Consider the following 26306-nt stretch of genomic DNA (forward strand, 5'->3'; position numbering starts at 1 on the left):
GGAGACGGACCTAGGAGACACCATGAGCGGCAACACGAACGTCGTAGTGATCGGTGGCGGGTACGCCGGCGTCATGGCGGCCAACCGGCTGACGCAGCGGGGGGACGTGAGCGTGACGCTGGTCAACCCGCGTCCGGACTTCGTGCACCGGATCCGGCTGCACCAGCTGGCCGCCGGGACCGGGGACGCGGTCGTCGGGTTCCGGGAGGTGCTGGCGGACGGGGTGCGGCTCGTCGTGGACGCCGTGACGCGGATCGACGCGGCCGGGCGGCGGGCGGAGCTGGCGTCGGGGGACGCCGTCGGTTACGACTACCTCGTCTACGCGGTGGGCAGCGGCAGCGCGGACCCGAAGGTGCCCGGGGCGGCCGAGTTCGGTTACCCCGTCGCGAACCTGGAGGACGTGCAGCGGCTGCTGCCGGTGCTCGGCGCGGCGCCGGCGGACGCCGCCGTGACCGTGGTCGGGGCCGGGCCCACCGGGATCGAGACCGCGGCCGAGCTGGCCGAGCGGGGGCGGGCCGTGACCCTGGTGTGCGGCGGGGTGCTCGGGCCGTACCTGCACGCCCGCGGTCGGCGTTCGGTGGCGGGGCGGCTGGCGGCGCTCGGGGTGAACGTGGTCGAAGGCGACGGGGCCAAGGTGACGGCCGTGACCCGGGACGCTGTGGAGCTGGCCGACGGGCGGGTGCTGCCGAGCGCGGTGACCATCTGGACCGTCGGGTTCGCCGTGCCCGACCTGGCGGTGCGCAGTGGGCTGAGCACCGACGCGCTGGGGCGGCTGCTCACGGACGAGACGCTGACCAGCGTCGACGACGACCGCGTCTTCGCGGCCGGGGATTCGGCGGCGCCGTCGGGGCAGCCGCTTCGGATGAGCTGCCAGGCCGCGATGCCGATGGGTGCGCGGGCCGCCGACACGGTGCTCAGCCGGATCGCGGGGGAGCGGCCCGAGGAGCTGCACCAGCCGTTCGCCGCGCAGTGCATCAGCCTCGGGCGGGGTACCGGCATCTTCCAGTTCGCCAACAAGGCCGACGTCGCGGTGTGGGCGCACATCGACGGTCGGCTCGGGGCGAAGCTCAAGGAGACGGTGTGCAAGGTGGTCGTCAAGCACCTGGCCGAGGAGGGGCACAAGCCCGGCGGTTACAAGCTGCACCAGGGTGGGAGCGCCGCCAAGCGTCAGGAGCTGGTGCGGGCCGGGGCGGCGGCCGAGGGTGCGCGGGCCGAAGCGGTTCTTCAGCGGATCGGCTAGTTCTCGCCGCTCGAGGAAGAGATGATCAAGACGTGAATGATCACGTAGTCGACGAGGCGACCGAGGCGTTCGTCGCCCACCGCAATCTGCTCTTCACCGTCGCCTACGAGATGCTCGGTTCGGCGGCCGATGCCGAGGACGTCCTCCAGGAGACCTGGCTGCGATGGGCCGAGGTGGACCTGGAGCAGGTGCGGGACCGGCGCGCGTACCTGGTCCGGATCGCGACCCGGCAGGGGCTCAACCGGCTGCGCAGCATGTCGCGCCGCAAGGAGTCGTACGTCGGGCCGTGGCTGCCGGAGCCGCTGCTGACCACGCCGGACGTGGCCCAGGACGTCGAGCTCGCCGAGAGCGTGTCGATGGCGGTGATGCTCGTACTGGAGACGCTGTCGCCGACCGAGCGGGCGGTCTTCGTCCTGCGCGAGGTCTTCGACGTCGGGTACGAGGAGATCGCGGAGGCCGTCGAGAAGACGCCGGCGGCCGTGCGGCAGATCGCGCACCGCGCCCGCAAGCACGTGGACGCCCGTCGTCCGCGCGAGGTGGTGTCCCAGAGCGAGACGCGGGCGGCTCTGGATTCGTTCTGGGCGGCTGCGAACGGCGGGGACATCCAGAGCCTCCTCGACGTGCTCGCGCCCGACGTCGTCCTGATGAGCGACGGCGGCGGCATCAAGCAGGCCGCGGTGCGGCCGATCGTCGGCGCCGACAAGGTGTCGCGCTTCTTCATCGGCGGGTTCGGCAAGAACCGGATCCCGATCGCCGTCGGCCACACGCTGGTCAACGGGAACCCGGCGCTGATCGTGCACGTGGACGGCGAGCTGGACGGGGTCATGGCGGCGCGCGTCGAGGACGGCCGGATCGTGGGGCTGTACTACGTCCGCAACCCGGAGAAGCTGTCCCGCGTCGAGTCGGAGATCGTGCTGACACTGCGGTGAGGTGGGGCCACGGCCGTCAACAAGGGGGTTGACGGCCGGAGTTGGTCTAGACCAAGGTGTGCGGCATGTGGAGATCTCGTGTGCTTGCCGCCGCTCTCGCGTCGTTGTCGCTCGCCCTCGGGGCCGCCGGGTCGGCCGGGGCCGCCGGGTCGGCCGGGGCCGCCGGGTCGGCGGAGACCATCGGGGCCGCGGAAGCCTCCGGGTCCGCTCAGGCGGCCGGGGTGGGGCTGCCGCCCGTCGTGTCGCACGTGCCGACCGACGAGAAGGTCGTCTTCATCACCGTCGACGACGGTTGGAACCACGATCCGGAGGCGGCCCGGATCCTGCTGGAGAAGCGGGTGCCGGTCTCGTTGTTCCTGCTGCCGGGGGCGATCTCGTACGACACGCAGTACTTCACCGCCCTCACCGAGCAGGGCCGGGCGACCGTGGAGAACCACACCGTCAACCACCCGGACCTGACTGCGCTCGACGCGGCGGGCAAGGACGCCGAGGTGTGCGGGGCGGGGGAGCGGCTGCAGGCGACGTTCGGGCGGACGCCGAAGCTGCTGCGGCCGCCGTACGGGGCGGTGAACGACGACGTGCGGCTCGCGGCGAAGGCGTGCGGGGTGAAGGCACTGGTCACGTGGACGTACGACTTCACGACCTGGAGCCAGACGCCGCCCACGCCGCGGCTGAAGGCCGGTGACATCGTGCTGCTGCACTTCACGCCGACCCTGGCGGCGGACCTCCAGCGGGCGCTGGACGCGGCGAGGGCGGCCGGGCTGAAGCCGGCCGCCCTGATGCCGCACCTGAAGGCGGCCGGGCTGGTCCCGTAGCGGGGGCGGGACTACAGCTCGCGGTGCAGCTTCGTGTTCGAGGCCTGGGCGCGGGGGCGGACCACCAGGAGGTCGATGTTGACGTGGCTGGGGCGGGTCACCGCCCAGGTGACGGTCTCGGCCACGTCGTCGGCGGTGAGGGGGGCGGCGACGCCCTCGTACACCTTGGCGGCGCGCTCGGTGTCGCCGCGGAAGCGGGTGGTGGCGAACTCCTCGGTCTTGACCAGGCCCGGGGCGATCTCGATGACGCGTACGGGCCGGCCGACGAGTTCCAGGCGCAGGGTCTCGGCGAGGACGCGGGCGCCGTTCTTGGCGGCGACGTAGCCCGCGCCGCCCTCGTAGGTGGCGTGGCCGGCGGTGGAGGAGAGGACGACCACGGTGCCGTCGCCGGAGGCGGTGATCGCGGGGAGCAGGGCCTGGGTGACGTTGAGGGTGCCGATGACGTTGGTCTCGTACATCGTGCGCCAGTCGGCCGGGTCGCCGGTGGCGACGGGGTCGACGCCGAGCGCGCCGCCCGCGTTGTTGACGAGTACGTCGACGGACGGGTAGCGGTCGAGGGAGGCGGCGAAGGCGTCGACGGCGGCCCGGTCGGTGACGTCGAGGGCGTGGACCGCGGCGGAGTGGCCGGCCGCGGTGATCTCGGCGGCGAGGGCCTCGATGCGGTCCTTGCGGCGGGCGGTGAGGACGACGTGGTAGCCGGCCGCGGCGAGCTGCCGGGCGGTGGCCGCGCCGATGCCGCTGCTCGCTCCGGTGACGACGGCGGTGCGGATGGCCGTGGTCGTGCTCATGTGGGGGGCTCCTCGGTCGTTCGTACGGTCGAATACTCGCCAGCATAGGCGGGACGGGCGGGGCTCAGCGGCCGCGCGGGGCGTACATGATCACGGCCATGCCGGCGAGGCAGACGAGGGCTCCGGCGATGTCCCAGCGGTCGGGGCGGTAGCCGTCGGCGACGACGCCCCAGGCGAGGGATCCGGCGACGAAGACCCCGCCGTAGGCGGCGAGGACGCGGGCGAAGTCGCCCTGGGGCTGGAGGGTGGCGACGAAGCCGTAGAGGCCGAGCGCGATGACTCCGGCGCCGATCCACGCCCAGCCCTTGTGTTCGCGGACGCCCTGCCAGACGAGCCAGGCGCCGCCGATCTCCAGGAGGGCGGCGAGGGCGAAGAGGGCGATGGAGCGGGTGATGAGCATGTCCGGAGCCTATGCAGGGGGCGGTGGGCGGATGGGGGTATGCCCCGCCCTCATTCGTGTGATGGTCCGACCGGACGGGCTCGGCGCCGGCTAGCCTCCGCGCGAAGACGCGTTCCGCGTGATCAGGAGGTGGTGGCGATGCGCCGTATTGCCGTGTCGGGTGTGGTGGCGGCGGGACTGTCCGGGTTGCTGGCGTTGGGGGCCGCGGCTCCGGCGGGGGCCTGGGCCGGGCCGGAGGCGGATGTCGCGTACCACGGCCGGGTGGCCCTGGCCGGGGCGCATCTGCGGATCTGGCTGGTGCCGGAGAACGAGGGGTCGTCGGCGGTGCCGAACGCGACGCTGCGGGTGCGGCTGTCGGCCGATCTCGCGGACCGGCAGGAGCTGCCGCTCGGCTGTGCGCGGGCGGGGCTGCGCGAGGTGGTGTGCGAGACCGGGCCCATGGCGGTGCACGGGCGCGGCCGGCACGTCGGGATGGCGCTGGGGCTGCGGGAGCGGGCGTCGGAGGTGGTGGTGCGGGTGGACACGTGGTGGAACGGCGGCGCCACCGATCGCGACAGTGCCGACGACGAGCACGTGGTGCTCGCGCTGGACACCGGTGACGCCTACGCCTTCTGAGCCTGAGTCTGAGTCTGAGTCTGGGCCTGGGCCCGGGCCTGCTCGGCGGTGCCGAATTCGGTGAGGGCCTCGTCGACGATCCGCTCCAGGCGGGCGTGGTGGGCGCCGCGCCAGTAGACGCGTTCGCAGTCGGTGCACTGGGCGAACACGTCGTAGGAGCGGTGCGTGCCCTGCTCCAGGCGGTCGCCGACGCTGTCCTTGTCGGCTTCGCGCAGCGGCCCGTTGCAGGCGGTGCAGCGGGTCCACGGCGCGAGGGCGGGTGCGAACCGGCCGAGTACGTCGCGCAGTTGCTCGTCCGGGTTGTCGCTGTAGACGTAGGCGCCGGCGAAGAGCTCGCGGCGGCGCAGGAGTCCGCGGTCGCGGGAGAGCAGTACGCGCTGTTCGGCGGCGGAGCGGGTGGCGAGGGCCGGGTCGCCGATGTCCTCGTTCTCGTAGGCCGCGTCGACGCCGAGCAGGCGCAGGCGGCGGGCGAGGGTGCCGAGGTGGACGTCGAGGAGGAAGCGGAGCGGGGCGCCGTCGACGCGTTGGGGCCGCTCGACGCCGAACACCTCGACGTTCTGGCCGTCTTGGGGGACGTACGAGACGGGGACCTCGTGGCCGTCGACGAGGATGCGGCCGACTTCGGTGAGCGGGACCCCGGCGGATTCGACGACGTGTCCGAGGCTGGAGGCGCCGTCGGTGGCCGTCGGTACGCGGTCCGCGCGCCTGCTGGGTGCGGCGAAGAGGCGCAGGTCGGGGGCGAGGGTGAGTTGAATGCCGGGTCCGTTCACCTTGTCAGCATGCCACTGCGGGGGTGTGGGGCGCCGGGGTTTTAGACGGCGGTGGCGCTCTCGGAGGCGCTCTCGGCGGCGGCGTCGTAGGCCTGGCGGTGGGCGGCGACCTTGTCGAAGTGGTTCTCGGCCCACAGTTTCACCGAGGAGAGCAGGCAGGCGAGGGTGCCGCCGAGTTCGGTGAGCCGGTAGTCGACGCGGGCGGGGACGGTGGGGGTCACGGTGCGGGTGACGATGCCGTCGCGTTCCAGGGAGCGCAGGGTCTGGGTGAGCATCTTCTGGCTGACGCCGGGGATCTTGCGGCCGAGGTCGCTGTAGCGCATGGACCGGTCGTCGGCCTGGGCCAGCGCGCTGACGACGAGGCCGACCCACTTGTCGCTGATGCGGGCCAGGAGTTGTCCGGTGGGGCATTCCTTGAGGAAGGCGTCGTAGGCGTGGCGGGCTTCTTCGCGGCGGGCGGCTGCGGTGCGGGTGGCCATGGGTGCCCCACTTCCGGGTCGGGTACGCACCCGGAAGTACGTACTTACGAAAAGAGAGTACCTCTCCCTAGGTTAGTGCTCACCAGGAACGAACGGCTCGACGAGCACGACGGGGAGAGATCATGAGCGGCGCAACGATGAAGGCAGTGGTCGTGGACGGCTTCGGCGGTCCGGAGCAGGTGCGGGTCGTCGAGGTGGCGGTACCGCGCCCCGAGGCCGGCCAGGTCCGGATCCGGGTCCGGGCGGCCGGGCTCAACCCGGTCGACGCCGGGGTCCGCGTCGGCGTTTTCGGCGGCGAGGGGCAGAGGATCGGCCTCGGCTGGGACGTGGCGGGGGAGATCGACGAGGTCGGCGCCGGCGTGGCCGACTGGAGCGCCGGGCAGCGGGTCGTCGGGCTGCACTACGGGACGGTGAAGCCGCTGGGATCGCACGCCGAGTACGTGGTCCTCGACGCCACGGCCATCGCCGCCGCCCCGGCCGCCGTGGACGCCACGACCGCGGCGGGCCTCCCGCTGGCGGCGCTCACCGCGGCCCGCTCCGTGGACCTGCTCGGCCTCGCCGCCGGAGCCTCGGTGCTGATCACCGGCGCCGCCGGGGTGGTCGGGGCGCTCGCGGTCCAGCTCGCGGCGCGGGCGGGGCTGGTGGTGACGGCCCTCGCGGGCGCCGACGACGAGGCGTACCTGCGCTCCCTGGGCGCGACCGGCTTCGTGCGGCGCGGGGAGGCCCCGGCCGAGCGGGTCGACGGGGTGCTGGACACGGCCGTACTGGGGGAACCGGCGCTCGGCTTCGTCCGCGACGGCGGCGTCTACGTCGGTGTGATCCCGCACGCCGCCCCGGCGGCGGAGCGCGGGGTGCGGGTGGTGGAGCAGGAGGTCGCCGCGGACGGGGAGCACCTGTCCCGACTGGTCTCCCTGGTCGACGAGGGCGCCCTCGCGCTGCGGGTCGCGGAGGTCTTCGACCTCGCGGACGCCGCCAAGGCGCACGAGCGGCTGGCGACCCCCGGCGTGCGGGGCCGGATCATCCTGACCCCGTGACGGGTCGATCCGACCTCGTGACGGGTCGATCCGGCCCCGTGACGGGCCGATCGGCGGTTCGCGGAGGCGTGAGGGCCGTGCGGGGGGCGGCCCTCACCCCCTGATCCGCCGGCACCAGTCGTTGGAGGGGTGCGGAACACCGGGCGGGTACTCGAACTCGACCTCGCCCAGGCACACGAAGCCCGCCCGGCGGGCCACGGCGTTCGAGGCCGGATGGTCGGTGCCGGGGAAGGCGCGGAGGGTCTCGCGGGCGGGGGAGCCGTGGGCGCGGACGTACGAGAGCAGCTCGCGCAGCGCGACCACCGCCAGCCCGCGCCCCTGGTACTCGGGCAGGATGCCCCAGCCGGTCTCGTACACCGGCTCGCCCTGCCAGTCCCGTTCCCAGAAGCCGATGGTGCCGACGCTCTCGCCGGCCGGCTCCAGCACCACCCGGAACATCCGCCCGGCCGCCGGCTCCCGGGCGCTCATCGCCTCGTAGCGCCCCTGGCGGTCGGCGAGCTTGGCGGCGGTCTCCGGGCCGCCGAGGTGCTCGGTCATGACGGGCTCGTTCTTGCGCTCCAGCAGCCAGAAGTCGTCCGCTGTCCAGGGCGCCAGCCGTACGGCAGGGTCTTGGGGATTCCCGTGTTCCGTCATGCCCGCAGCCTATGGAGGCAGGTCCGTCTCCTCGACCCCTTTCCTCCGCAGTCCGACCTGGACCGCGCCGAAGAGCACCTTGGCGACTATGCCGACCACGATCAGGTCCGCGACCATCTGCGCGGTGGTCAGCACGCGCGTGGCCTGGGAGACGGGTGCGATGTCCCCGAATCCGACGGTCGCGAACACGGTGACCGTGAAGTACAGGGCGTCGGTCCTGTTCAGCGGCTCCGTGAAGGAGGCCGGGTACTCCGTGGAGATCAGGAAGTACACCGCCGAGAACAGCACCAGGAACAGCGGCACGGCGGTGGTCAGGGCCTCGATGGCGCGCAGTCTCGGATACTCCGAACGGGCGATGGCGTCGACCTGCCGGACGACCACCAGGCCGAAGACGACCAGGCCCGCGAGCAGCATCAGGACGGTGTCGAAACCTACCCCCTTGTCCAGCGGGATCAGGTAGTACAGCCAGGTGAGCGCGGTGACGGAGGCCGCCGAGCGGAGCAGGTGGCCGGTGACGATGCGGCGCCGCTGCCAGTCGTTCGGGAGGCTCATGTGCCCATCGTCAGACGACTTCTGCTCGGCGTGCGACTCGGATCATCGGGCGGTATCAAGGATGGGAAGGGTGAAAGATCCGCATTCGGGCGGAAATGATCGGAGTCGAGAATGGACGATTACCCGCTCCTCAACCTCTTCTGGACGATGCTGTGGCTGTTCCTCTGGATCCTCTGGTTCTTCCTGCTCTTCAAGATCATCACGGACATCTTCCGTGACCACAGCATGAGCGGGTGGGGCAAGGCCGGATGGCTGATCCTCGTGATCATCCTTCCGTTCCTGGGTGTCTTCATCTACCTCATCGCCCGCGGCAAGAGCATGGCCGAGCGGGACGCGAAGCAGATGAAGGAGAGCGAGGCCGCCTTCCAGGACTACGTCCGCAAGACGGCCGGGACCGGCGGCGGCGGTTCGGCGGACGAACTGCACAAGCTCGCCGCGCTCAAGGACAAGGGCGACATCACCCAGGAGGAGTTCGACCGCGCCAAGGCGAAGCTCCTGGCGTAGTGGTGACGCCCGGTCGCTCCGGTCGGCCCGCCGGGGCCGCTCAGCCCGTGAGTCGGGCGGCGGCCTCGCGGGCCGCGTCGAGCGCCCCGGCGCGGGCGGCCTGCCGGTCGTCGTCGCTGCGGGCGTAGGCAAGGTGGATCACGATGTTGCTGCGGCGGAAGACGACCTGCGCGGTGATCGCCTTGCCGGGAGTGGGCGGCCGGAAGCGCAGGAACGCCTCGTCGCCGAGGCCGGACAGCTCCTCCTGGGTGTCCTTCTCCCAGCCGAGTTCGCCGCCGGTGCGCTGTTCGCGGATGTCCTTGCGGGCCAGGTCGACGGTGAGGCGGCTCGCGAAGAGATGGACGTTGGCCCGGTACGCGCCCTTCTCACGCGGGGCGGCCCAGCTGCACGAAGCCGCGTCGGCACGCCCGCCGTACGACTCCGGCACGAGCCGGTGGACGGTCTCGGGAGTGACGAGCCGGCAGAAGTCCGGATCGGCGGTGAACTCGCCCTCCTGCGAGCGGTCCCACCACCGCCAGGCTCCGAAGGCGGCGCACGCCACGACGAGCAGCGCGGTCAGCGTGATGAGCGCGCGGCGCGAGGGCTTGGCGGGATCGGCGGGAGTGGTCACCGCCGCAGCATAAGTGCCCCCGTCTCGGCCACCGAGGGGTTTTGGGACCCCCGCGGCCTCCCCCGATACGATCTCAACTTCTTGATCGTCTAGGGGGAATTGATGGCGAACGCCTCGAACGCCGCACCGTCCGTGCTGAGTCCGTTGGGGCCGGACGATCCGCAGGAGATCGCCGGCTACCGGCTGCTCGCGCGGATCGGCGAGGGCGGCATGGGGTCGGTCTACCTCTCCCGCACCCGGGGGAACCAGCCGGTCGCGCTGAAGGTCATCCGGCGCGAGTTCGCCCAGGACCAGGACTTCCGTGCCCGCTTCGAGCGCGAGGTGCAGGCGGCGCGCCGCGTGCAGGGCTACCACATCGTGCCGGTCGTGGACCACGACACCAGCGGCGACCAGCCCTGGCTCGCCTCCGCCTACGTGCCGGGGCTCGCGCTGGACGACGCGCTCGCCGCCCACGGGCCGCTCCCGCTGACCGCCGTGTTCCAGCTGATCGGCTGCACCGCGCGGGCCCTGCACGCCGTGCACGGCGCGTACGTCATCCACCGCGACCTGAAGCCCGGCAACATCCTGCTGGGTTCGAACGGCCCCTGGGTGATCGACTTCGGCATCGCCCGCGCGACGGACGCCACCCAGCTCACGCGCAGCGGCGGGTTCATCGGCACGCCGCAGTACATGTCGCCCGAGCACGCGCTGGGCCGCGAGGTCACCCCGGCGACCGACGTCTTCGCGCTGGGGCTGATCGCCGCGGTCGTGGCCACCGGACGCCACCCGTACGGCGACGGCTCGGGCCTCTCGATCGCCGCCTCGATCGCCAACACCCCCCAGCAGGCGCCGGACCTGAGCGGCTACCCGGACGAGCTGCGGCCCCTGCTGGAACGCTGCCTGAAGGCCGACGCCGCCGAGCGGCCCGGAACGGAGGAACTGGCCGAGTGGTGCGAGCGGTTGGCCGGGCGGCCGCTGCGCGATTTCCAGGACTGGCTGCCGGCTCCCGTCACGGCGGAGATAGCCCGGCGGGAGCGGTCGGCCGAGGCACCCCCGCAGCCGCAGCCCCCGGCCATGCCCGCGCACAACCCGCCCCCGGCCCCGTCGTACGCCCCGGCGCAGGCGGCCGCACCGGCCGCAGGGAACCCGTACGCGTCGACGCAGGGCCCCGCCCAGTCCGCCCCGCCGTCGTACGCGCCGACGCAGGCCCCCGGGCCCGCCGCCCCGCAGCCGTACGCGCCGGCGCACGCGGCGACGGGCCCGCAGGCGGCGGCCTACGGAGCCGCCCCCGCACCGGCTCCGGCTCCGGTCCCCGCGCCCCGCGGCCGCAGCCGGGTGCCCCTGATCGCGAGCGTCCTGGCCGTCGTCCTGACCCTGGGCGGCGCCTGGTACCTCACCCGCGACGACGGCAAGGGCAAGACCGAGGCCAAAGCGGAGGGCAAGGCGGCGGACCAGCCGAAGCCCTCGTCCTCTTCCTCCGGGGCGCAGGGCCAGGCCCCGGCGTCCGCCGCGCCCCAGACCCCCGCCGCGCCCGCCTACGCGGTGGTGTTCAAGGACACCCCGGTGAAGTTCCTGGGTCCCAGGGAATTCGGCAAGTACAACGACGTCGACCTCGACTTCCCGAAGGTGGCGCCGTTCCTCGAGATGCCGAGCAGCAACCGGGAGCTGCAGATGGGCTTCGACGCCGTCACGAGCGACACGTCCTTCGGCAAGAGCAAGGGCCCCACCCCCGAGGAGTGCGCGGCCGGAGCCGCCACGAACCCGATCCCCGACAAGCTGAACGGGGCCGCCCTGAACGGAGCGGACGCCGCCATCGTCAAGGGCGATCTGCTCTGCACGGTCACGACCAAGGGCAACCTGGCGATGGTGAAGATCATGGCCGTCGAGCCCTCGCCCGACAAGCTCTACGACATCCCGACCTACCTCACCGAAGTGACGCTCTGGAAGAAGCAGTCGTAGTCAGGACCCGGCCCAGGTCCAGCACGGTCAGGCCGAACATCGTGACGCCGAGGGGCACGTGGACGGCCGGCACGTGCGCTATGCCGAGGACCACCTGGACCGAGGAGAGCACGAGGAAGCCGGTGGAGTAGAGGATCGGGCGGGGCGATCCCCCGCCCGGCTTCCACGCCAGGACCGCGGCGAGTACGTACAGCATCGTCGCGCCGTAGGTCACTCGTGCGCCGACGGCGTGCAGCGTCTCGCCGTAGGAGGTGGACAGCAGCAGACCGGCGCTGACCGCCTGGAAGAAGAGGGTCAGGGTCTGCAGGCCGATGGAGACCCTGAGGAAGGTGGATCCGCGCGTCGTGGTCGCCGCGCTCGTCGCCGGCGTCGTCTCAACGGCCATGGTGGGAACCCCTGTTCTGCCTCGCGGCGGTGATCGGTAGTGTCTCGACCGATCGACGACGCAGCCCCGCGAAATGTCAGGTGGGTGTCGGGGACGAGGAAGGACACGGGGGCGAACACGACCATGGGCACCGTCATCGAGGAGCGCCGGCATCTGGTCAACGTCGCCTATCGGCTGCTCGGTTCGGTGGCCGAGGCCGAGGACGCCGTGCAGGAGACGTACACCCGTTGGTACGCGATGTCGCCGCGGCAGCGGGAGGCCGTCGAGTCGCCGGGCGCCTGGCTGACGACGGTCGCCGGGCGGATCTGCCTGGACGTGCTCGGTTCGGCGCGGGCCCGGCGCGAGCGCTACGTCGGCGCGTGGATCCCCGAGCCGCTGCCGGACCGTTCGGAGTGGACCAGCGTGCGGGTCGACGGCGCCGGCGCCGAACCGGTCGACCCCGCCGACCGCATCACCCTGGACGAGTCGGTGAACATGGCCTTCCTCGTCGTCCTGGAGTCGATGACGCCCGCCGAACGCGTGGCGTTCATCCTCCACGACGTCTTCCGCTACCCCTTCGCCGAAGTCGCCGGGATCGTCGGCCGTACGCCCGCGGCCTGCCGCCAACTGGCGTCCTCGGGCCGCCGGCGCGTCCGGGACGCGCGCTCCGGAGCGGCTCCGGCGGCCGCCGCCGCGCAGGCCGGTCTCGTACGGGACTTCAAGGAGGCCTGGGAGGCCAAGGACATCGAGGCCCTCGTCGGCCTCCTCGACCCGGACGCCACGATGACCGCCGACGGCGGCGGCATGGTCGGCACCGTCCTGCGGCCGGTCGTGGGCGGCAGGAGCATCGCCCAGTACCTGATCCACATCGCCGACAAGGCCCCCGGACTGACCCTGCTGGAACGCACGGTCAACGGCCGGCCCGGCCTGGTCGCCCAACACACCGGGATCTCGGTGACCGTGGCCGCCTTCGAGGTCACCGACGGCCGCGTCACCGCCATCTGGGCGGTCCGCAACCCGGAGAAGCTCCGCGCGTGGAACGAGGACGGGGAGAACTGACCCGACGTCCCGGCGGGAACGGCCGGATCGGGCGGGTCAGTCGAATCGGGCGGGTCGGCCGAATCGGGTGGATCAGGGCCAGACGAGGCAGTACGCCTGGTGGCCGTTCTCGTGGAGCCGGTGGGAGAAGTCCTGCCACTCGTGGAGCAGCTGGTAGACGTTGAACGCGTCGCTCGGGCCGCCGCGGTCGGGGACCGTGGACCAGATGAAGGCCGCCGCGCCCACCGACTCCTCGCCGACGCCGCGCAGCGGGTCGACCACCGTCATCGGGAGCTTGACCACCGCGTAGTCGGGGTGCAGGACGACCAGCTCCAGCGGCGGGACCTTGTGCAGGGGTATGCCCTCGATGCCGGTCAGGACCATCGCGGCCACCGTCTCCGGCTTGATCTTGCTGAAGAGCCCGCCCATGCCGAGTTCGTCGCCGCCGAGCTCCTCCGGACGCATCGTCACCGGGACCCGCGCGGCGCTGGCGCCGTCGGGCGCGCCGAAGTACCTGTACGTCACGCCCATGCCCCGGCCGCCCTTGGGCAGGTCGTCTTCCTCCGAGGGCAGCGTGGGCCCCGGTGCCGACTCGGCCGCCTCCGCCGCGCGCCTGCGGTGCTTGCCCCGGCGACGGGCCTCGCGGGCTTCGCGGGCGCGCTGCGGGTCGAGGTCGCCCGTACCCTCGCCCGGTCCACCACCGCGTTGCATATCTCCACCCGACTGGTCTTGCTCGCCCCGGCCCCGCGGCCCCCGCCACGCAGCCTGATCATCATGGCAGTGACCTCCCCCGCGGCGACGCGGTGAAACGCCCGCCCGCAAGTCTGTCGCGGCCTCTGAGACCATGGCTGGTGTGAGCTACCCGTACCCGTATGAAGCCCCAGTTTCGCAGACGCTCTTCGAGCGCGCCTCCCTCGTGACCCCCGGCGGCGTGAACTCTCCCGTCCGCGCCTTCCGAGCCGTGGGCGGTACGCCCCGGTTCATGGTGTCCGGGACCGGTCCGTACCTCACCGACGCCGACGGTCGCGAGTACGTCGACCTCGTGTGCTCGTGGGGACCGATGATCCTCGGCCATTCCCACCCCGAGGTGATCGAGGCCGTCCAGGCCGCCGTCGCCCGCGGGACCTCCTTCGGCACGCCCGGCGAGGGCGAGGTCGCGCTCGCCGAGGAGATCGTCGCCCGGATCGAGCCGGTCGAGCAGGTCCGGCTGGTTTCGTCCGGTACCGAGGCCACGATGTCGGCGATCCGCCTCGCGCGCGGTTTCACCGGCCGGGCCAAGGTCGTGAAGTTCGCGGGGTGCTACCACGGCCACGTGGACGCGCTGCTGGCCGCCGCCGGTTCCGGGCTCGCGACCTTCGCGCTGCCGGACACCCCCGGTGTCACCGGCGCGCAGGCCGGCGACACGATCGTGCTGCCGTACAACGACCTCGAAGCGGTACGGGCGGCCTTCGCCGCGCACCCCGGCGAGATCGCCTGTGTGATCACCGAGGCCGCGCCCGGCAACATGGGCGTGGTGACCCCGCTCGACGGGTTCAACCAGGGGCTCGCCGACCTCTGCCGCGAGAACGGCGCCCTGTACATCTCCGACGAGGTCATGACGGGTTTCCGCACCTCGCGCGCCGGCTGGTACGGCGTGGACGGGGTCAGGCCCGACCTGATGACCTTCGGCAAGGTCATGGGCGGCGGCTTCCCGGCGGCGGCCTTCGGCGGCCGGGCGGACGTGATGGGCCACCTCGCGCCCGCCGGGCCCGTCTACCAGGCCGGCACGCTCTCCGGGAACCCGATCGCCACGGCCGCCGGTCTCGCGCAGCTGCGGCTGCTGGACGACGCGGCGTACGACAAGGTCAACGCGGTCTCGAAGGAGATCCAGGGCCTGGTGACGGCGGCGCTGGCCAAGGAGGGCGTCGCCCACCGGCTCCAGACCGCGTCCAACATGTTCTCCGTCTTCTTCACCGAGGACGAGGTCCGCAACTACGACGACGCCAAGAAGCAGGAAGGCTTCCGCTTCAACGGCTTCTTCCACTCGATGCTGGCGCAGGGCGTCTACCTGCCGCCGTCCGCGTTCGAGTCCTGGTTCGTGTCCACCGCCCACGACGAGCAGGCGATCGAGCGGATCGCGGCGGCCCTGCCCGCCGCCGCCCGGGCCGCCGCGGAGGCCACCGCATGAGCACAGCCCCCACGAACGACATCACCGTCGTGCACCTGGTGCGCCACGGCGAGGTGCACAACCCGGACGGGGTCTTGTACGGGCGTCGCGCGGGCTACCACCTCTCGGACCTGGGCCGCCAGATGGCGGACCGGGTCGCGGAGCACCTGAAGGGCCGGGACGTCACCTATGTGGTGTCCTCCCCGCTGGAGCGTGCGCAGGAGACGGCGGAGCCGATCGCCAAGGCGCACGGCCTGGACCTGGCGACGGACGCGCGGCTGCTGGAGGCGGAGAACGTCTTCGAGGGCAAGACCTTCGGCGTCGGCGACGGCGCGCTGCGCAAGCCGGGCAACTGGAAGCACCTGACGAACCCGTTCAAGCCCTCCTGGGGCGAGCCGTACGTCGACCAGGTGGTCCGGATGATGAGCGCGCTGGAGGCGGCGCGCGACGCGGCCCGCGGCCACGAGGCGGTGGCGGTCAGCCACCAGCTGCCGATCTGGATCGTGCGCAGCTGGGCGGAGAAGCGCCGGCTGTGGCACGACCCGCGCCGTCGGCAGTGCACGCTCGCCTCGTTGACGTCGTTCACCTTCCAGGGCGACAAGCTGGTGTCGGTGGGCTACAGCGAGCCGGCCCGGGACCTGGTCCCGGCGCACCTGCTGGCGGGGGCGAAGCCGGTGAAGGGCGCGTCGAAGGCGTTCGGCGCCTGACGGGCCGATGCCCTGTTCGTCCGACCGCCGGATCGCTTGATCGACGGTCTGTTACGAACCGTTACAGCTTTACCTAAATAAATATAAGTTGCGCCGGGAATCACCGTTCCAGTGCCGCAAGTTCTGTCGAATTGTCCGTTTATATGGGCAGTGCATGAGCTGTGCGGGTGACGACTGGGACGGTGAGATGCGCAACTTCACGCGAAGGGGATTGCTCGGACTCGGACTTGGGGCTGCCGCCGCGGTGGGCATCGCCGGCTGCGGTTCACCCGACAAGACCGAGCCCGGCAGCCCCGGGCCGATCAAGAACCCCAAGCCCGAGAAGCCCGAGGCGAAGGCCATCGGCGACGGCTCCACCGCCGACACCGGCCCGCAGCCCAACCAGCCGGCCAAGCCGGTGCCCCTCCAGCCGGGCGAGACGCCGCCGCAGTTCGTCGTCTTCAGCTGGGACGGCGCTGGGGAGATCGGCAACGGACTCTTCCCGCGCTTCCTCAAGCTCGCCAAGGACCACGGCGCGGCCATGACCTTCTTCCTCTCCGGCCTCTACCTGCTGCCCGAGACGAAGAAGGGCCTCTACCGGCCGCCGAACAACCCGGTCGGCGCCTCGGACATCGGCTACCTCAAGGACGAGAACGTCCGCTCCACCATCAAGTACGTCCGTGAGGCGTGGCTCGACGGGCACGAGATAGGGACACACTTCAACGGCCACTTCTGCGACGGCTCCGGATCCGTCGGCAGGTGGAGCCCCGCCGACTGGCACAGCGAGATCGACCAGGCCGTGTCCTTCGTCACCAACTGGCGCACGAACACCGGCTTCACCGACCTGCCGCCGCTGCCCTTCGACTACCGCAAGGAACTGATCGGCGCCCGCACCCCCTGCCTCCTCGGCCAGGAGAGCCTCCTCGAAGCCGCCGCGAAGCTCGGCTGGCGCTACGACTCAAGCTCACCCGGCGGCCTCCAGCAGTGGCCGGTGAAGCGGGCCGGGGTCTGGGACCTGCCGCTCCAGTCCCTGCCCTTCCCCGGGCACTCCTTCGAAGTGCTGTCGATGGACTACAACATCCTCGCCAACCAGTCGAAGAACACCACGAAGGGCGTCCCCGCCAACTACCCGGCCTGGCGCACCCAGGCCACCGCCACCTACCTCGGGGGCTTCCGGCGGGCCTACGAGACCAACCGCGCCCCGCTCTTCATCGGCAACCACTTCGAGGAGTGGAACGGCGGCATCTACATGGACGCCGTCGAGGAAGCCCTCAAGGGCATGGCGGACAAAAGGGATGTAAGGCTCGTATCGTTCCGTCAGTTCGTCGACTGGCTCGACGTCCAGGACCCCAAGGTGCTCGCGAAACTGCGCGGCCTCGGCCCCGGCCGGTCGCCCGCCGGCGGCTGGAGCGCGTACATGACCTCGGCCTGACGGACGCCTGACCAGCGCATTGGCATCCCGCCGGGGGGCGCGGCAGAGTCGGAAATTGCTCATGCGAAACTTTTCACATGAGCCTTAGCCGCGCGCTTGTCCGTCGAAGTAGCCGCCGCTCGACCAGCGGCCGCGCCCTCCTGCTCACTGCGGTGTCCCTCGCGAGCGCCCTCACCCTCACGGCGTGCACCGGCGGGGACGGCAAGCCGAACGGCAGCTCCGGCGGCGGCTACGTCACCGGCTCGGGCGGCATCGCCCGCGTCGCCCAGGGCGAGCGCACCGAGGCCCCCAAGCTCGACGGCGAGACCGTCGACGGCTCGACCCTCGACGTCTCCACCCTCAAGGGCAAGGTCGTCGTCCTCAACGTGTGGGGCTCCTGGTGCGCGCCCTGCCGCGCCGAGGCCCCGCACTTCGCGAAGGTGGCCAAGGAACTCGCCGACGCCGGCAAGGACGTCGCCTTCGTCGGCATCAACACCCGCGACAGCAGCAAGCAGACCGCGGCCGCCTTCGAGTCGGACTTCGGGATCACCTACCCGAGCATCTACGACCCCGTCGGCAAGCTGATGCTCCGCTTCCCCAAGGGCACCCTCAACCCGAACGCGATCCCCGCCACCGTCGTCCTCGACAAGGAGGGCAAGATCGCCGCCCGCGCCCAGGTCGCCATGGACGACGTGGCGCTGCGCGGGATGATCGACCCGCTCCTCGCGGAGAAGTGAGCGGTCCGGCGTGAACGCGACGGTCCTCAACGGCGCGCTGCTGCTCGCCCTGCCCATCTCGGTCCTCGCCGGGCTGGTCTCCTTCTTCTCGCCCTGCGTGCTCCCGCTCGTCCCCGGTTACCTCTCGTACGTGACCGGCGTGAGCGGCGCCGACCTCGCCGAGGCCCGGCGCGGGCGGATGCTCGCGGGCGCGAGCCTGTTCATCGCCGGTTTCACCGCGGTCTTCGTCTCGACCGGGGCCCTCTTCGGCTACTTCGGCAACAGCCTCCGGGAGAACGCGGAGATCATCTCCCGGGTGCTGGGCGCCCTGGTGATCGTCCTCGGCCTCTTCTTCATGGGGGCCATCCCGGGGCTCACGATGCGGGAGTTCCGCTTCCACAAGAAGCCGACGGCCGGTCTGCTCGGCGCGCCCCTGCTCGGCGTGCTCTTCGGCGTCGGCTGGACCCCCTGCATGGGACCGACCCTCGCCGCCGTCACCACGCTCTCCCTCGACCAGGCCAGTGCGGGCCGCGGGGCGCTGCTGACCGTCGGCTACTGCCTGGGCCTCGGCCTGCCCTTCATCCTCACCGCGATCGCCTTCCGCAAGGCGCTCGGGGCATTCGGCTGGGTCAAGAAGCACTATGCGTGGGTGATGCGCATCGGCGGCGGCATGCTGGTCCTGACCGGTCTGCTGCTCGTCACAGGTTTGTGGGACAGCATCATCAACGGCATGCAGAGCTGGACCCAAACCTTCACGGTGGGGATCTGAGGACTAAACGGACATGAGTACGACAGACAACGCGTCCACCGAGGCGTCGCACGACCCGGCCGAGGCCACGGCGGCCACCGCGGCCGCCGACGCCGTGGAGGCGGCGGCCGGCTCCCAGCTCTCCACCGCCCCCGAGGAGGACAGTGGTCCCGTCGGCATCGGCGTGATCGGCTGGGCCCGCTGGATCTGGCGGCAGCTCACCTCCATGCGGGTGGCGCTGATCCTGCTGTTCCTGTTGTCCCTCGGCGCGATCCCCGGCTCCCTGATCCCGCAGAACTCCGTCGACCTGATGAAGGTCGCCGAGTGGAAGCGCACCCACGCCTCCTGGGTGACGGTCGCCGAGAAGCTCCAGCTCTTCGACGTCTACACGTCGTTCTGGTTCTCCGCGATCTACATCCTGCTCTTCGTCTCCCTCATCGGCTGCATCCTGCCCCGTACCTGGCAGTTCGTCGGCCAGCTCAGGGGCCGCCCGCCGGCCGCCCCCCGCCGCCTCGACCGGCTCCCCGCGCACACCACCTGGCGCACCGAGAAGTCCCCCGACGAGGTCCTCGCCCACGCGAAGAACCTGCTGGCCGGGCGCCGCTTCCGCACCGAAGCGGGCGAGGGCCATGTCTCGGCGGAGAAGGGCTACCTCCGCGAGGCCGGGAACCTGATCTTCCACGTCGCGCTCATCGTGATGCTCGTGGCCTTCGCCTGGGGCAAGCTCTTCATGTCCGAGGGCGGCAAGCTCGTCCTGCGCGGCAGCGGCTTCGCGAACACGCTCACCCAGTACGACGACTTCAAGTCGGGCAGCATGTTCGACCCCGACGACCTGCCGCCCTTCAGCTTCACCCTCGACGAGTTCGACGCCACCTTCGAGCCCGACGGCCCGCAGAAGGGCACCCCGCGCGACTTCAAGGCGCACGTCACCTACAGCGAGGGCGCCGACGGCAAGCCGAAGAAGGCCGAGATCGAGGTCAACAAGCCCCTCGAAGTCGACGGCTCCAAGGTCTACCTGCTCGGCCACGGCTACGCGCCGATCGTCTCGGTGACCGACCCCACCGGCAAGGTCGTCTTCAAGGACGCCGTGCCGATGCTGCCGCAGGACAAGAACCTCACCTCGCGCGGCGCCATCAAGGTCACCGACGGCTACAAGAACAAGAACGGCGAGAAGGAGCAGCTCGGCTTCTCGGCCCAGTTCGTGCCGACCTTCGCGGGCAAGGGCCAGGGCACGATGCTCTCCCAGTTCCCGGACGCGAACTTCCCGGTGATGGCGATCAACGCCTACCACGGCAGCCTCGGCGTGGACTCGGGTCTGCCGCAGAACGTGTACCAGCTGGACACGACCAAGATGCAGCAGTTCAAGAAGGAGAACGGCGACCCGCTCGCCAAGATGCTGCTGCCCGGCGAGACGATGGAGCTGCCCGACGGCGCGGGCTCCGTGAAGTTCGAGGGCATCGAGCGCTGGGCCACCTTCTCCGTCACCCACCAGCCCGGCAGCGGCCTCGCCCTCGCGGGCGCGATCGCCGCCATCGCGGGCCTGGCCGGATCGCTGTTCATCCAGCGCCGCCGGATCTGGGTCCGCGCGGTGACCGGCAAGGACGGCGTCACCGTCGTCGAGATGGCGGGCCTCGGCCGCAGCGAGTCCGCCAGGCTCCCGCAGGAGCTGTCGGACCTCGCGGCGACGCTCCACCAGCAGGCGCCGAGCGCGTCTGATCCTGTTGAAGAAACCCCTGAAGGAGAGCGCGGATGACGCCGCTCGCAGCCGCGACCAACGAGAACCTGGCTCAGATCAGCAACTACCTGGTCTATTCGTCGATGGCGGTCTTCACGCTCGCCTTCTTCGCGCACATCGCCGAGTGGACCTTCGGCAGCCGCAGCAAGGTCGGCCGCACCGCCGCCGCGCTCACCGGCGCCGGGGAGGCCCAGGCGGCCCCCGCCGTGCAGGTGCGCGGCAAGAACGGGGGCACCGCGGTCCTGGACCGGCCCAAGGTCACCACCCGCTCCGCCGCCGGCACCCGTGACGTGCCGGACGGCCCGGGCGCCGCGGGCGGCACCGAGCAGGGCGACCTGTACGGGCGGATCGCGGTCTCGCTGACCGCGCTCGCGTTCCTCATCGAGGCGGGCGGCGTCCTCACCCGCGCGCTGTCGGTGCAGCGGGCCCCGTGGGGCAACATGTACGAGTTCTCGATCACCTTCTCCACGGTGGCCGTCGGCGCGTACCTGGTGCTGCTCGCCCTGAAGAAGAACGTCCGCTGGCTCGGCCTGATCCTGGTCACCACCGTCCTGCTGGACCTCGGCATCGCCGTCACGGTCCTCTACACCGACAGCGACCAGCTCGTCCCGGCCCTGCACTCGTACTGGCTGTGGATCCACGTCTCCACCGCGATCTTCTGCGGCGCCGTCTTCTACCTCGGCGCGGCCGGCACCCTGCTGTACCTCTTCCGCGACTCGTACGAGAACAAGCTCGCGAACGGCGGCACGCCCGGCAAGTTCGCCGCCTCCGTGATGGAGCGGCTGCCCTCGGCGGCCTCGCTCGACAAGTTCTCCTACCGCATCAACGCGGCCGTCTTCCCGCTGTGGACCTTCACGATCATCGCGGGCGCCATCTGGGCGGGCGACGCCTGGGGCCGCTACTGGGGCTGGGACCCCAAGGAGGTCTGGTCCTTCGTGACCTGGGTCGCGTACGCCTGCTACCTGCACGCGCGCGCCACCGCCGGCTGGAAGGGCCGCAAGGCCGCCTACCTGGGTCTCTTCGCCTTCGTCTGCTGGATCTGGAACTACTACGGCGTGAACATGGTCCTCAACGGCCTGCACTCCTACGCGGGCGTCTGACCGCCGGGCGTCCGACCGCCGGGAGTGGGACGCTGGTGGTATGTCTCTCGTGAGCCATGCCACCAGCGAGCGCCGCGGCGAGAACCGCTGGCTGCTCCGCTTCGAGCTGCACCTGCCGTACTCCTACGAGGTGCTCTGGCCCGCCCTGACCAGGGCGGACGGACTGCGCACCTGGCTGGCCGCGGCCGACGTACTGGAACGCCGGCTCGGCGGGGCCGTCATGCTGCGCTGGCTGAACACCGGGACGGTGGTGACCGGCCGCATCACCGCCTGGGACGTCGAGCGGGTCGTGGAGTACACGGTCACCGAGCACGGGCGGATCCGCTTCCACCTGGAGGCGGTCGGCACGGATTCCACGGTGATCCGTTTCGTGAACGAACGCGGCGGTCCCGAGGACGAGCGCCTGGACTGCCTCGCCGGCTGGCACGAACACTTCGAACTGCTCAACTCGGCCCTGGCCGGCCACCCGGCGGACTGGTCCACCTGGTCCGACACCCGCTGGGCCGAGCTCCGCGAGGCCTACGCCTCCTTCTCCCGCGCCTCGGCGGCCTGACCGCCGGCGCCGCGGTTCCAGCCCCGCCGGCGACACCTCCAGCCCCGCCGGCGTTTGAGGCGCGGGGTGTCCGGGGGCGGAGCCCCCGCAACGGCGCCGCACCGTATCCCGACCGCCGCCGCCCCGTCGCCCGCCCGCCGCCCCGCGAGGCCACGGCTCACCACACGGGTCGCAGGGGCGGCAGTTCCGCCTCCCCGTTGAGCGTGCGCACCAGGCGCCCCAGCTCGCCGCGCAGGGTGCCGAGGTCGACGGTGCCGCCCAGCTCCGCCTCCAGCTCGTGCAGGATCCGGCCCGCGACGGCCAGGTGCTCGTCGGCGGCGGCGGTGAGCACCACCAGCTTGCGCCGGCCCCCTTCCGGGTGCGGCTCGCGGCGGACGTAGCCGCGCTTCTCCAGGTCGTCGACGAGCTGTCCGGCCGCCTGTTTGGTCACCCCGAGCCGCTCGGCGAGCTCGCTCGCGGTGGCTCCGGGCCCCTTCAGCGCCTGGAACGCCATGCCGTGCGCGGGGCGCAGGTCGGCGTACCCGGCCTCGCCGACCCGCCTGGTGAACTCGCCCAGCAGCAGCTGGAAGCCGAGCCCCAGCAGGAAGGCCAGCTCGATGCCGTCGTCGTCTCGTCGGTTGGTCACGGAAACATGGTGACACGGGCAAGACAAGCTGCTTTACTCATCTCAGCGAGTAAAGCTACTTGACTCAATGGAACGAGGGCTCCTCTTGCACGTGATCACCAATTCCCCCGAGCACGTCATCGTCACCCCGAACGCCACCATGACCGGCCTCGCCGCCCCCAGCCGGGGCAGCGCCGAGCTCAGCACCTGGCACGTCGACATGCCCGCCGGGAGCACCGGCCCCGAACACTCCGTCAGCCGCGAGCAGGTCTGGACGGTCACGGCCGGCTCCTTGGAGGTCACCTGCGACGGCCGCACCGAGAAGGTGACCACCGGCCAGACCCTGGTCCTGCCGCCCGACGTGCTCCGTCGCATCCACGCCGCCGAGTCGTTCCGGGCGTACGTGGCCATGCGGGCGGACGGCGTCGTCTCCGTCCCCGGCACCGAGGGCACCCGCGTCCTGGCCTGGGCCCAGTAGGACGCCCGGCGGGACCCGACGGCCGACGGCTACGACTGCTCGTCGTCCTTCTTGTCCTTCTTCCGGTCCTGCTCCTCGCGCAGCGACCGCAGGAACTCCGGATTGTCGTCCGGCGCCACCCACTGGTTCCGCGCCGCGCGCCCACCGCCCACGGCCGACCGCTTCTTGCCCGCGAACAGCCACACCACCGGGCCGACGATCGAGAAGAGCAGGATGATGATCACCCAGACCACCTTGGGGAGGTGCTTGACCTCCTCCTCCGGGGTGTTCAGGCAGTCGATGAAGGCGTAGATGGTCAGCGCGATGATCAGCAGGAAGGGCAGATAGCGCAGCACGGTGTGGGACCGACTCCCGGGCAGTGGCGGCGGGCCCGCGCGGGGCCCGGTGACAACCCCAGAGTAGTTGTTGACGGATACTTGCCCCTATGGCTTACGACGATCTCCGCTCGCTGCTCCGGGCTCTGGAGCGAGAAGGCGACCTCAAGCGCATCAAGGCCGAAGTCGACCCGTACCTGGAGGTCGGGGAGATCGTCGACAGGGTGAACAAGGCGGGGGGTCCCGCGCTCCTCTTCGAGAACGTCAAGGGCTCGGCGATGCCGCTGGCCATGAACGTCTTCGGCACCGACCGCCGCCTGCTCAAGGCCCTCGGCCTCAAGTCGTACGGCGAGATCAGCGAGAAGATCGGCGGCCTGCTCAAGCCCGAGCTGCCGCAGGGCTTCATCGGGGTCCGCGAGGCGTTCGGCAAGCTCGGTTCGATGGTCCACGTCCCTCCGAAGAAGGTGAAGGGCGACTCCGCACCCGTGCAGGAGGTCGTCCTCACCGGCGACGACGTGGACCTCGACGCCCTCCCGGCCCTCTTCACCTGGCCGAAGGACGGCGGCTCCTTCTTCAACCTGGGCCTGACCCACACCAAGCACCCCGAGACGGGCGTGCGCAACCTCGGCCTCTACCGCCTCCAGCGCCACGACAAGCGCACCATCGGCATGCACTGGCAGATCCACAAGGACAGCCGCAACCACTACGCCGTCGCCGCCAAGCGCGGCGAGCGGCTGCCGGTCGCGATCGCCTTCGGCTGCCCGCCGGCGGTGACGTACGCGTCCACCGCGCCGCTGCCGGGTGACATCGACGAGTACCTCTTCGCCGGGTTCGTGGCGGGCAAGCGGATCGAGATGGTCGACTGCAAGACGGTCCCGCTCCAGGTCCCGGCCAACGCCGAAGTCGTCATCGAGGGCTGGCTGGAGCCGGGCGAGATGCTCCCCGAGGGCCCCTTCGGCGACCACACCGGCTTCTACACCCCGCAGGAGCCGTTCCCGGCGCTGAAGATCGACTGCGTGACGATGCGCAAGCGCCCGCTGCTCCAGTCGATCGTCGTAGGCCGTCCCCCGACGGAGGACGGCCCGCTGGGCCGCGCGACGGAGCGTTTCTTCCTCCCGCTCCTCAAGATCATCGTGCCGGACATCGTGGACTACCACCTGCCCGAGTCGGGCGGCTTCCACAACTGCGCGATCGTCTCGATCGACAAGAAGTACCCGAAGCACGCGCAGAAGGTCATGCACGCCATCTGGGGCGCGCACATGATGTCGCTGACCAAGCTGATCATCGTGGTGGACTCCGACTGCGACGTCCACGACCTGCACGAGGTGTCCTGGCGGGCGCTGGGGAACACGGACTACTCCCGCGACCTCACCGTCGTCGAGGGCCCGGTCGACCACCTCGACCACGCCTCGTACCAGCAGTTCTGGGGCGGCAAGGCGGGCATCGACGCCACGAAGAAGCTGCCCGAGGAGGGCTACACCCGCGACGGCGGCTGGCCCGACATGGTCGAGTCCGACCCGGCGACCGCCGCGCTCGTCGACCGCCGCTGGAAGGAATACGGCCTGTGAGCCCCGTCGCCATGGGCGGCCCCGCCCTCTTCATCGGTGACGACACCTACGTCGCCCTCGTACGCCCGCAGCTCGACCCCACCGACCCGGGGGTCCGCGCGGCCGCCGAGCAGGCGGGGGTCTCGCCCGAGGAGTTCGCGGGCCCCGGCAACCTCTGGGCGCTGATGCTCGACCAGGAGGACGGCGAGGGCGGCGGCTTCGAGCTGCCGGGTCTCCGCGACGCCGAGGCGGAGGACTTCGCCGAGCGGCTGCGCCTCGCACTGGGCAGCGGCGAGCCGTTCACGATCGAGGCGGGCCCCGTGCTCAGCCTCACGGCCCGTCCGGCCGACACCGACGGCCACGCGTTCACGGCCCGTGTCACCCCGCCCGAGGGCGAGGACATGGAGCCGGTGACCCTGGACCTGGGCGTGCTGCCCGACGCCGGCCTGCTGGCCGACCTCGACGACTTCCGCAGGAGCCTCGCGTGATGACCACCGCCGACGGAGTGGTCGGTCAGGGCCCCGCGCCGGAAGCCACCAACAAGGTCAAGGCGTTCCTACGGCTCGTGATGATCGAGCACTCGGTCTTCGCGTTGCCCTTCGCCTACATCGCCGCGCTCACCGCCATGTTCCAGGTGGACCGGACGGTGCACTGGGGCACGCTGCTGCTCGTCACCGTCTGCATGGTGGGGCTGCGGACCTTCGCGATGGCCGCGAACCGGATCATCGACCGCGAGATCGACGCCCGCAATCCCCGCACCGCCGGCCGTGAACTGGTCACCGGGGCGGTGTCGGTGCGGTCCGCGTGGACCGGGGCCGGGATCGCGCTCGCCGTGTTCCTCGGCTCGGCGGCGCTGCTGAACCCGCTGTGCCTGGTGCTCGCGCCCGTGGCCGTCGTACCGATGGTCGTCTACCCGTACGGCAAGCGGTTCACGAACTTCCCGCACGCCATCCTGGGCGTCGCCCAGGCGATAGGGCCCATCGGGGCCTGGCTGGCCGTCACCGGGGAGTGGTCCTGGGACGCGGTCATCCTCGGCCTCGCGGTGGGCGTCTGGATCGGCGGCTTCGACCTGATCTTCGCCAGCCAGGACGTGGCGGCCGACCGCGCCGACGGAGTCAAGTCGGTCCCGGCCCGCTTCGGCGTGGCCGCCGCGCTCTGGGGCGCGCGGGGCGCGCACGTCGTCACCACGGCCCTGCTGGCCTGGTACGCCCTCGCCACCGACGCGGGGGCGTTCTTCTGGGCGGGGCTGCTGATCGTGGTCTGCGCCTTCTTCTACGAGCACGGCATCGTGACCCCGAACGACCTGTCCCGCCTGAACCGGGCGTTCTTCACGGTCAACGGCTTCATCGGCATCGCCCTGTTCGTGTGCGCCCTGCTGGACCTCGTGGTCCGCGGCCTGGCCCTCTAGTGCTCTGACCGGAAAGGTTCACCGCCTCACGACGCCCGGCACGGCACCTCGCCGCGTTGTCGCGCCACGCAAGTACGTCCAGTACAAGGCGTGGCCCTCCGCCTTGCGATGCACCGCACCGGACGCCGCGAGCCGGCAAACCTTTCCGGCC

31 protein-coding genes are annotated in these 26306 nt (G+C 71.4%); 20 read left to right on the plus strand and 11 right to left on the minus strand.

Going from position 1 to position 26306, the window contains the following annotated elements:
• Positions 1-22: 22 nt before the first annotated feature.
• The 3 genes from ACFYYJ_RS25870 to ACFYYJ_RS25880 all read left to right on the plus strand — a co-directional run bounded on the left by ACFYYJ_RS25870 (position 23) and on the right by ACFYYJ_RS25880 (position 2984).
• Entirely contained in the window at positions 23-1240 is a 1218-nt protein-coding gene (locus ACFYYJ_RS25870) for an NAD(P)/FAD-dependent oxidoreductase (RefSeq protein WP_389135827.1), read from the plus strand.
• A 32-nt stretch (positions 1241-1272) separates the two neighbouring features.
• Positions 1273-2169, plus strand: a complete 897-nt coding sequence (locus ACFYYJ_RS25875) for an RNA polymerase sigma-70 factor (protein ID WP_389135830.1) — start codon at positions 1273-1275, stop codon at positions 2167-2169.
• Between the two features lie 65 nt (positions 2170-2234).
• Positions 2235-2984: a polysaccharide deacetylase family protein gene (locus ACFYYJ_RS25880; RefSeq protein WP_389135833.1), complete on the plus strand. Its 750-nt coding sequence runs from the start codon at positions 2235-2237 to the stop codon at positions 2982-2984.
• An 11-nt stretch (positions 2985-2995) separates the two neighbouring features.
• Here the strand turns inward: ACFYYJ_RS25880 and ACFYYJ_RS25885 are convergent, their stop codons facing one another.
• Complete coding sequence (locus tag ACFYYJ_RS25885; RefSeq protein ID WP_389135836.1) at positions 2996-3772, minus strand: SDR family NAD(P)-dependent oxidoreductase; 777 nt, start codon at positions 3770-3772, stop codon at positions 2996-2998.
• Positions 3773-3836: 64 nt separating this feature from the next.
• Positions 3837-4172 (minus strand): YnfA family protein, encoded by a 336-nt coding sequence (locus ACFYYJ_RS25890; RefSeq protein ID WP_385127596.1) that lies wholly within the window; start codon positions 4170-4172, stop codon positions 3837-3839.
• Positions 4173-4310: 138 nt separating this feature from the next.
• Between ACFYYJ_RS25890 and ACFYYJ_RS25895 the strand changes: the two genes are divergently transcribed.
• Complete coding sequence (locus tag ACFYYJ_RS25895; RefSeq protein ID WP_385362304.1) at positions 4311-4787, plus strand: hypothetical protein; 477 nt, start codon at positions 4311-4313, stop codon at positions 4785-4787.
• Here ACFYYJ_RS25895 and ACFYYJ_RS25900 read toward each other — a convergent pair.
• Positions 4775-5557, minus strand: coding sequence for a Mut7-C RNAse domain-containing protein (locus ACFYYJ_RS25900; RefSeq protein WP_389135841.1), 783 nt, complete (start codon positions 5555-5557; stop codon positions 4775-4777). The genes ACFYYJ_RS25895 and ACFYYJ_RS25900 overlap by 13 nt on opposite strands.
• A gap of 41 nt (positions 5558-5598) precedes the next feature.
• Positions 5599-6036 (minus strand): winged helix-turn-helix transcriptional regulator, encoded by a 438-nt coding sequence (locus tag ACFYYJ_RS25905; RefSeq protein ID WP_389135844.1) that lies wholly within the window; start codon positions 6034-6036, stop codon positions 5599-5601.
• Positions 6037-6173: 137 nt separating this feature from the next.
• Here ACFYYJ_RS25905 and ACFYYJ_RS25910 point away from each other — a divergent pair, with 137 nt between their 5' ends.
• Positions 6174-7070, plus strand: coding sequence for an NADP-dependent oxidoreductase (locus ACFYYJ_RS25910; protein WP_385127689.1), 897 nt, complete (start codon positions 6174-6176; stop codon positions 7068-7070).
• 93 nt (positions 7071-7163) lie between these two features.
• Here ACFYYJ_RS25910 and ACFYYJ_RS25915 read toward each other — a convergent pair whose 3' ends face one another.
• Both ACFYYJ_RS25915 and ACFYYJ_RS25920 read right to left on the minus strand, forming a co-directional pair.
• Complete coding sequence (locus tag ACFYYJ_RS25915; protein WP_385362308.1) at positions 7164-7703, minus strand: GNAT family N-acetyltransferase; 540 nt, start codon at positions 7701-7703, stop codon at positions 7164-7166.
• Positions 7704-7712: 9 nt separating this feature from the next.
• Complete coding sequence (locus ACFYYJ_RS25920) at positions 7713-8255, minus strand: potassium channel family protein (RefSeq protein WP_389135848.1); 543 nt, start codon at positions 8253-8255, stop codon at positions 7713-7715.
• Between the two features lie 111 nt (positions 8256-8366).
• Here ACFYYJ_RS25920 and ACFYYJ_RS25925 point away from each other — a divergent pair, with 111 nt between their 5' ends.
• On the plus strand, positions 8367-8759 hold the full coding sequence (locus tag ACFYYJ_RS25925; RefSeq protein ID WP_385362310.1) for an SHOCT domain-containing protein: 393 nt from the start codon (positions 8367-8369) through the stop codon (positions 8757-8759).
• Between the two features lie 40 nt (positions 8760-8799).
• Here the strand turns inward: ACFYYJ_RS25925 and ACFYYJ_RS25930 are convergent, their stop codons facing one another.
• Positions 8800-9369, minus strand: a complete 570-nt coding sequence (locus ACFYYJ_RS25930; RefSeq protein WP_389135850.1) for a hypothetical protein — start codon at positions 9367-9369, stop codon at positions 8800-8802.
• Positions 9370-9471: 102 nt separating this feature from the next.
• Between ACFYYJ_RS25930 and ACFYYJ_RS25935 the strand changes: the two genes are divergently transcribed.
• Positions 9472-11307: a serine/threonine-protein kinase gene (locus ACFYYJ_RS25935; protein ID WP_389135852.1), complete on the plus strand. Its 1836-nt coding sequence runs from the start codon at positions 9472-9474 to the stop codon at positions 11305-11307.
• Here the strand turns inward: ACFYYJ_RS25935 and ACFYYJ_RS25940 are convergent.
• Positions 11273-11692: a hypothetical protein gene (locus tag ACFYYJ_RS25940; RefSeq protein ID WP_385362316.1), complete on the minus strand. Its 420-nt coding sequence runs from the start codon at positions 11690-11692 to the stop codon at positions 11273-11275. The genes ACFYYJ_RS25935 and ACFYYJ_RS25940 overlap by 35 nt on opposite strands.
• A gap of 123 nt (positions 11693-11815) precedes the next feature.
• Here ACFYYJ_RS25940 and sigJ point away from each other — a divergent pair, with 123 nt between their 5' ends.
• Entirely contained in the window at positions 11816-12730 is a 915-nt protein-coding gene (gene sigJ, locus ACFYYJ_RS25945) for an RNA polymerase sigma factor SigJ (protein ID WP_385127691.1), read from the plus strand.
• A gap of 72 nt (positions 12731-12802) precedes the next feature.
• On the opposite strand, the gene ACFYYJ_RS25950 is transcribed toward sigJ, so the two are convergent.
• On the minus strand, positions 12803-13420 hold the full coding sequence (locus tag ACFYYJ_RS25950; RefSeq protein WP_385362318.1) for a hypothetical protein: 618 nt from the start codon (positions 13418-13420) through the stop codon (positions 12803-12805).
• Between the two features lie 133 nt (positions 13421-13553).
• Here ACFYYJ_RS25950 and hemL point away from each other — a divergent pair, with 133 nt between their 5' ends.
• The 8 genes from hemL (at position 13554) to ACFYYJ_RS25990 (ending at position 21804) form a co-directional block, all read left to right on the plus strand.
• A complete protein-coding gene (gene hemL, locus ACFYYJ_RS25955; RefSeq protein WP_389135856.1) occupies positions 13554-14876 on the plus strand; it encodes a glutamate-1-semialdehyde 2,1-aminomutase in 1323 nt (440 codons plus the stop codon).
• Positions 14873-15562, plus strand: coding sequence for a histidine phosphatase family protein (locus ACFYYJ_RS25960; RefSeq protein WP_385127618.1), 690 nt, complete (start codon positions 14873-14875; stop codon positions 15560-15562). Before hemL ends, ACFYYJ_RS25960 begins: the two co-directional genes overlap by 4 nt.
• Positions 15563-15749: 187 nt before the next feature.
• Positions 15750-16973 (plus strand): hypothetical protein, encoded by a 1224-nt coding sequence (locus ACFYYJ_RS25965; protein WP_389135999.1) that lies wholly within the window; start codon positions 15750-15752, stop codon positions 16971-16973.
• Between the two features lie 77 nt (positions 16974-17050).
• A complete protein-coding gene (locus ACFYYJ_RS25970; protein WP_385362320.1) occupies positions 17051-17689 on the plus strand; it encodes a TlpA family protein disulfide reductase in 639 nt (212 codons plus the stop codon).
• Positions 17690-17699: 10 nt separating this feature from the next.
• Entirely contained in the window at positions 17700-18437 is a 738-nt protein-coding gene (locus tag ACFYYJ_RS25975) for a cytochrome c biogenesis CcdA family protein (RefSeq protein ID WP_389135859.1), read from the plus strand.
• 13 nt (positions 18438-18450) lie between these two features.
• On the plus strand, positions 18451-20169 hold the full coding sequence (locus tag ACFYYJ_RS25980) for a cytochrome c biogenesis protein ResB (protein ID WP_389135862.1): 1719 nt from the start codon (positions 18451-18453) through the stop codon (positions 20167-20169).
• Positions 20166-21251, plus strand: coding sequence for a c-type cytochrome biogenesis protein CcsB (gene ccsB, locus ACFYYJ_RS25985; protein ID WP_389135865.1), 1086 nt, complete (start codon positions 20166-20168; stop codon positions 21249-21251). The genes ACFYYJ_RS25980 and ccsB overlap by 4 nt, the downstream gene beginning before the upstream one ends.
• Positions 21252-21291: 40 nt before the next feature.
• The gene (locus tag ACFYYJ_RS25990; protein WP_385362326.1) at positions 21292-21804 is read left to right on the plus strand and encodes an SRPBCC domain-containing protein; all 513 of its coding nucleotides are present in this window, start codon (positions 21292-21294) and stop codon (positions 21802-21804) included.
• A gap of 157 nt (positions 21805-21961) precedes the next feature.
• Here the strand turns inward: ACFYYJ_RS25990 and ACFYYJ_RS25995 are convergent, their stop codons facing one another.
• Positions 21962-22429: a MarR family winged helix-turn-helix transcriptional regulator gene (locus ACFYYJ_RS25995; RefSeq protein ID WP_385362328.1), complete on the minus strand. Its 468-nt coding sequence runs from the start codon at positions 22427-22429 to the stop codon at positions 21962-21964.
• A gap of 91 nt (positions 22430-22520) precedes the next feature.
• On the opposite strand from ACFYYJ_RS25995, the gene ACFYYJ_RS26000 reads away from it, so the two are divergent.
• Positions 22521-22886, plus strand: coding sequence for a cupin domain-containing protein (locus tag ACFYYJ_RS26000; protein ID WP_385362330.1), 366 nt, complete (start codon positions 22521-22523; stop codon positions 22884-22886).
• Between the two features lie 29 nt (positions 22887-22915).
• Here ACFYYJ_RS26000 and ACFYYJ_RS26005 read toward each other — a convergent pair whose 3' ends face one another.
• On the minus strand, positions 22916-23221 hold the full coding sequence (locus tag ACFYYJ_RS26005; RefSeq protein WP_385127631.1) for a PLD nuclease N-terminal domain-containing protein: 306 nt from the start codon (positions 23219-23221) through the stop codon (positions 22916-22918).
• A gap of 89 nt (positions 23222-23310) precedes the next feature.
• Between ACFYYJ_RS26005 and ACFYYJ_RS26010 the strand changes: the two genes are divergently transcribed.
• Genes ACFYYJ_RS26010 through mqnP form a run of 3 tightly spaced genes read left to right on the plus strand, consistent with a single transcriptional unit; the run spans position 23311 to position 26155 of the window.
• Positions 23311-24768: a menaquinone biosynthesis decarboxylase gene (locus ACFYYJ_RS26010; protein WP_384584052.1), complete on the plus strand. Its 1458-nt coding sequence runs from the start codon at positions 23311-23313 to the stop codon at positions 24766-24768.
• Entirely contained in the window at positions 24765-25235 is a 471-nt protein-coding gene (locus ACFYYJ_RS26015; RefSeq protein WP_385362332.1) for a hypothetical protein, read from the plus strand. The genes ACFYYJ_RS26010 and ACFYYJ_RS26015 overlap by 4 nt, the downstream gene beginning before the upstream one ends.
• The gene (mqnP, locus tag ACFYYJ_RS26020; protein WP_385362334.1) at positions 25235-26155 is read left to right on the plus strand and encodes a menaquinone biosynthesis prenyltransferase MqnP; all 921 of its coding nucleotides are present in this window, start codon (positions 25235-25237) and stop codon (positions 26153-26155) included. Before ACFYYJ_RS26015 ends, mqnP begins: the two co-directional genes overlap by 1 nt.
• Positions 26156-26306: the final 151 nt, after the last annotated feature.

This window comes from Streptomyces sp. NPDC002467, assembly GCF_042889825.1.
Classification (GTDB): domain Bacteria; phylum Actinomycetota; class Actinomycetes; order Streptomycetales; family Streptomycetaceae; genus Streptomyces.

Excerpts from the sequence above, each read along its gene's own strand:
- ACFYYJ_RS25925 (WP_385362310.1), top strand. The coding sequence starts at position 8,367 with ATGGACGATTACCCGCTCCTCAACCTCTTCTGGACGATGCTGTGGCTG.
- ACFYYJ_RS25970 (WP_385362320.1), top strand. The coding sequence starts at position 17,051 with ATGAGCCTTAGCCGCGCGCTTGTCCGTCGAAGTAGCCGCCGCTCGACC.
- ACFYYJ_RS25890 (WP_385127596.1), bottom strand. The coding sequence starts at position 4,172 with ATGCTCATCACCCGCTCCATCGCCCTCTTCGCCCTCGCCGCCCTCCTG.
- ccsB (WP_389135865.1), top strand. The coding sequence starts at position 20,166 with ATGACGCCGCTCGCAGCCGCGACCAACGAGAACCTGGCTCAGATCAGC.
- ACFYYJ_RS25935 (WP_389135852.1), top strand. The coding sequence starts at position 9,472 with ATGGCGAACGCCTCGAACGCCGCACCGTCCGTGCTGAGTCCGTTGGGG.
- ACFYYJ_RS25965 (WP_389135999.1), top strand. The coding sequence starts at position 15,750 with ATGCGCAACTTCACGCGAAGGGGATTGCTCGGACTCGGACTTGGGGCT.
- ACFYYJ_RS25950 (WP_385362318.1), bottom strand. The coding sequence starts at position 13,420 with ATGCAACGCGGTGGTGGACCGGGCGAGGGTACGGGCGACCTCGACCCG.
- ACFYYJ_RS25990 (WP_385362326.1), top strand. The coding sequence starts at position 21,292 with ATGTCTCTCGTGAGCCATGCCACCAGCGAGCGCCGCGGCGAGAACCGC.
- ACFYYJ_RS26010 (WP_384584052.1), top strand. The coding sequence starts at position 23,311 with ATGGCTTACGACGATCTCCGCTCGCTGCTCCGGGCTCTGGAGCGAGAA.
- sigJ (WP_385127691.1), top strand. The coding sequence starts at position 11,816 with ATGGGCACCGTCATCGAGGAGCGCCGGCATCTGGTCAACGTCGCCTAT.
- ACFYYJ_RS25915 (WP_385362308.1), bottom strand. The coding sequence starts at position 7,703 with ATGACGGAACACGGGAATCCCCAAGACCCTGCCGTACGGCTGGCGCCC.
- ACFYYJ_RS25880 (WP_389135833.1), top strand. The coding sequence starts at position 2,235 with ATGTGGAGATCTCGTGTGCTTGCCGCCGCTCTCGCGTCGTTGTCGCTC.
- ACFYYJ_RS25895 (WP_385362304.1), top strand. The coding sequence starts at position 4,311 with ATGCGCCGTATTGCCGTGTCGGGTGTGGTGGCGGCGGGACTGTCCGGG.
- ACFYYJ_RS25960 (WP_385127618.1), top strand. The coding sequence starts at position 14,873 with ATGAGCACAGCCCCCACGAACGACATCACCGTCGTGCACCTGGTGCGC.
- ACFYYJ_RS25940 (WP_385362316.1), bottom strand. The coding sequence starts at position 11,692 with ATGGCCGTTGAGACGACGCCGGCGACGAGCGCGGCGACCACGACGCGC.
- ACFYYJ_RS25910 (WP_385127689.1), top strand. The coding sequence starts at position 6,174 with ATGAAGGCAGTGGTCGTGGACGGCTTCGGCGGTCCGGAGCAGGTGCGG.
- mqnP (WP_385362334.1), top strand. The coding sequence starts at position 25,235 with ATGACCACCGCCGACGGAGTGGTCGGTCAGGGCCCCGCGCCGGAAGCC.
- hemL (WP_389135856.1), top strand. The coding sequence starts at position 13,554 with ATGGCTGGTGTGAGCTACCCGTACCCGTATGAAGCCCCAGTTTCGCAG.
- ACFYYJ_RS25920 (WP_389135848.1), bottom strand. The coding sequence starts at position 8,255 with ATGAGCCTCCCGAACGACTGGCAGCGGCGCCGCATCGTCACCGGCCAC.
- ACFYYJ_RS25870 (WP_389135827.1), top strand. The coding sequence starts at position 23 with ATGAGCGGCAACACGAACGTCGTAGTGATCGGTGGCGGGTACGCCGGC.
- ACFYYJ_RS25905 (WP_389135844.1), bottom strand. The coding sequence starts at position 6,036 with ATGGCCACCCGCACCGCAGCCGCCCGCCGCGAAGAAGCCCGCCACGCC.
- ACFYYJ_RS25885 (WP_389135836.1), bottom strand. The coding sequence starts at position 3,772 with ATGAGCACGACCACGGCCATCCGCACCGCCGTCGTCACCGGAGCGAGC.
- ACFYYJ_RS25980 (WP_389135862.1), top strand. The coding sequence starts at position 18,451 with ATGAGTACGACAGACAACGCGTCCACCGAGGCGTCGCACGACCCGGCC.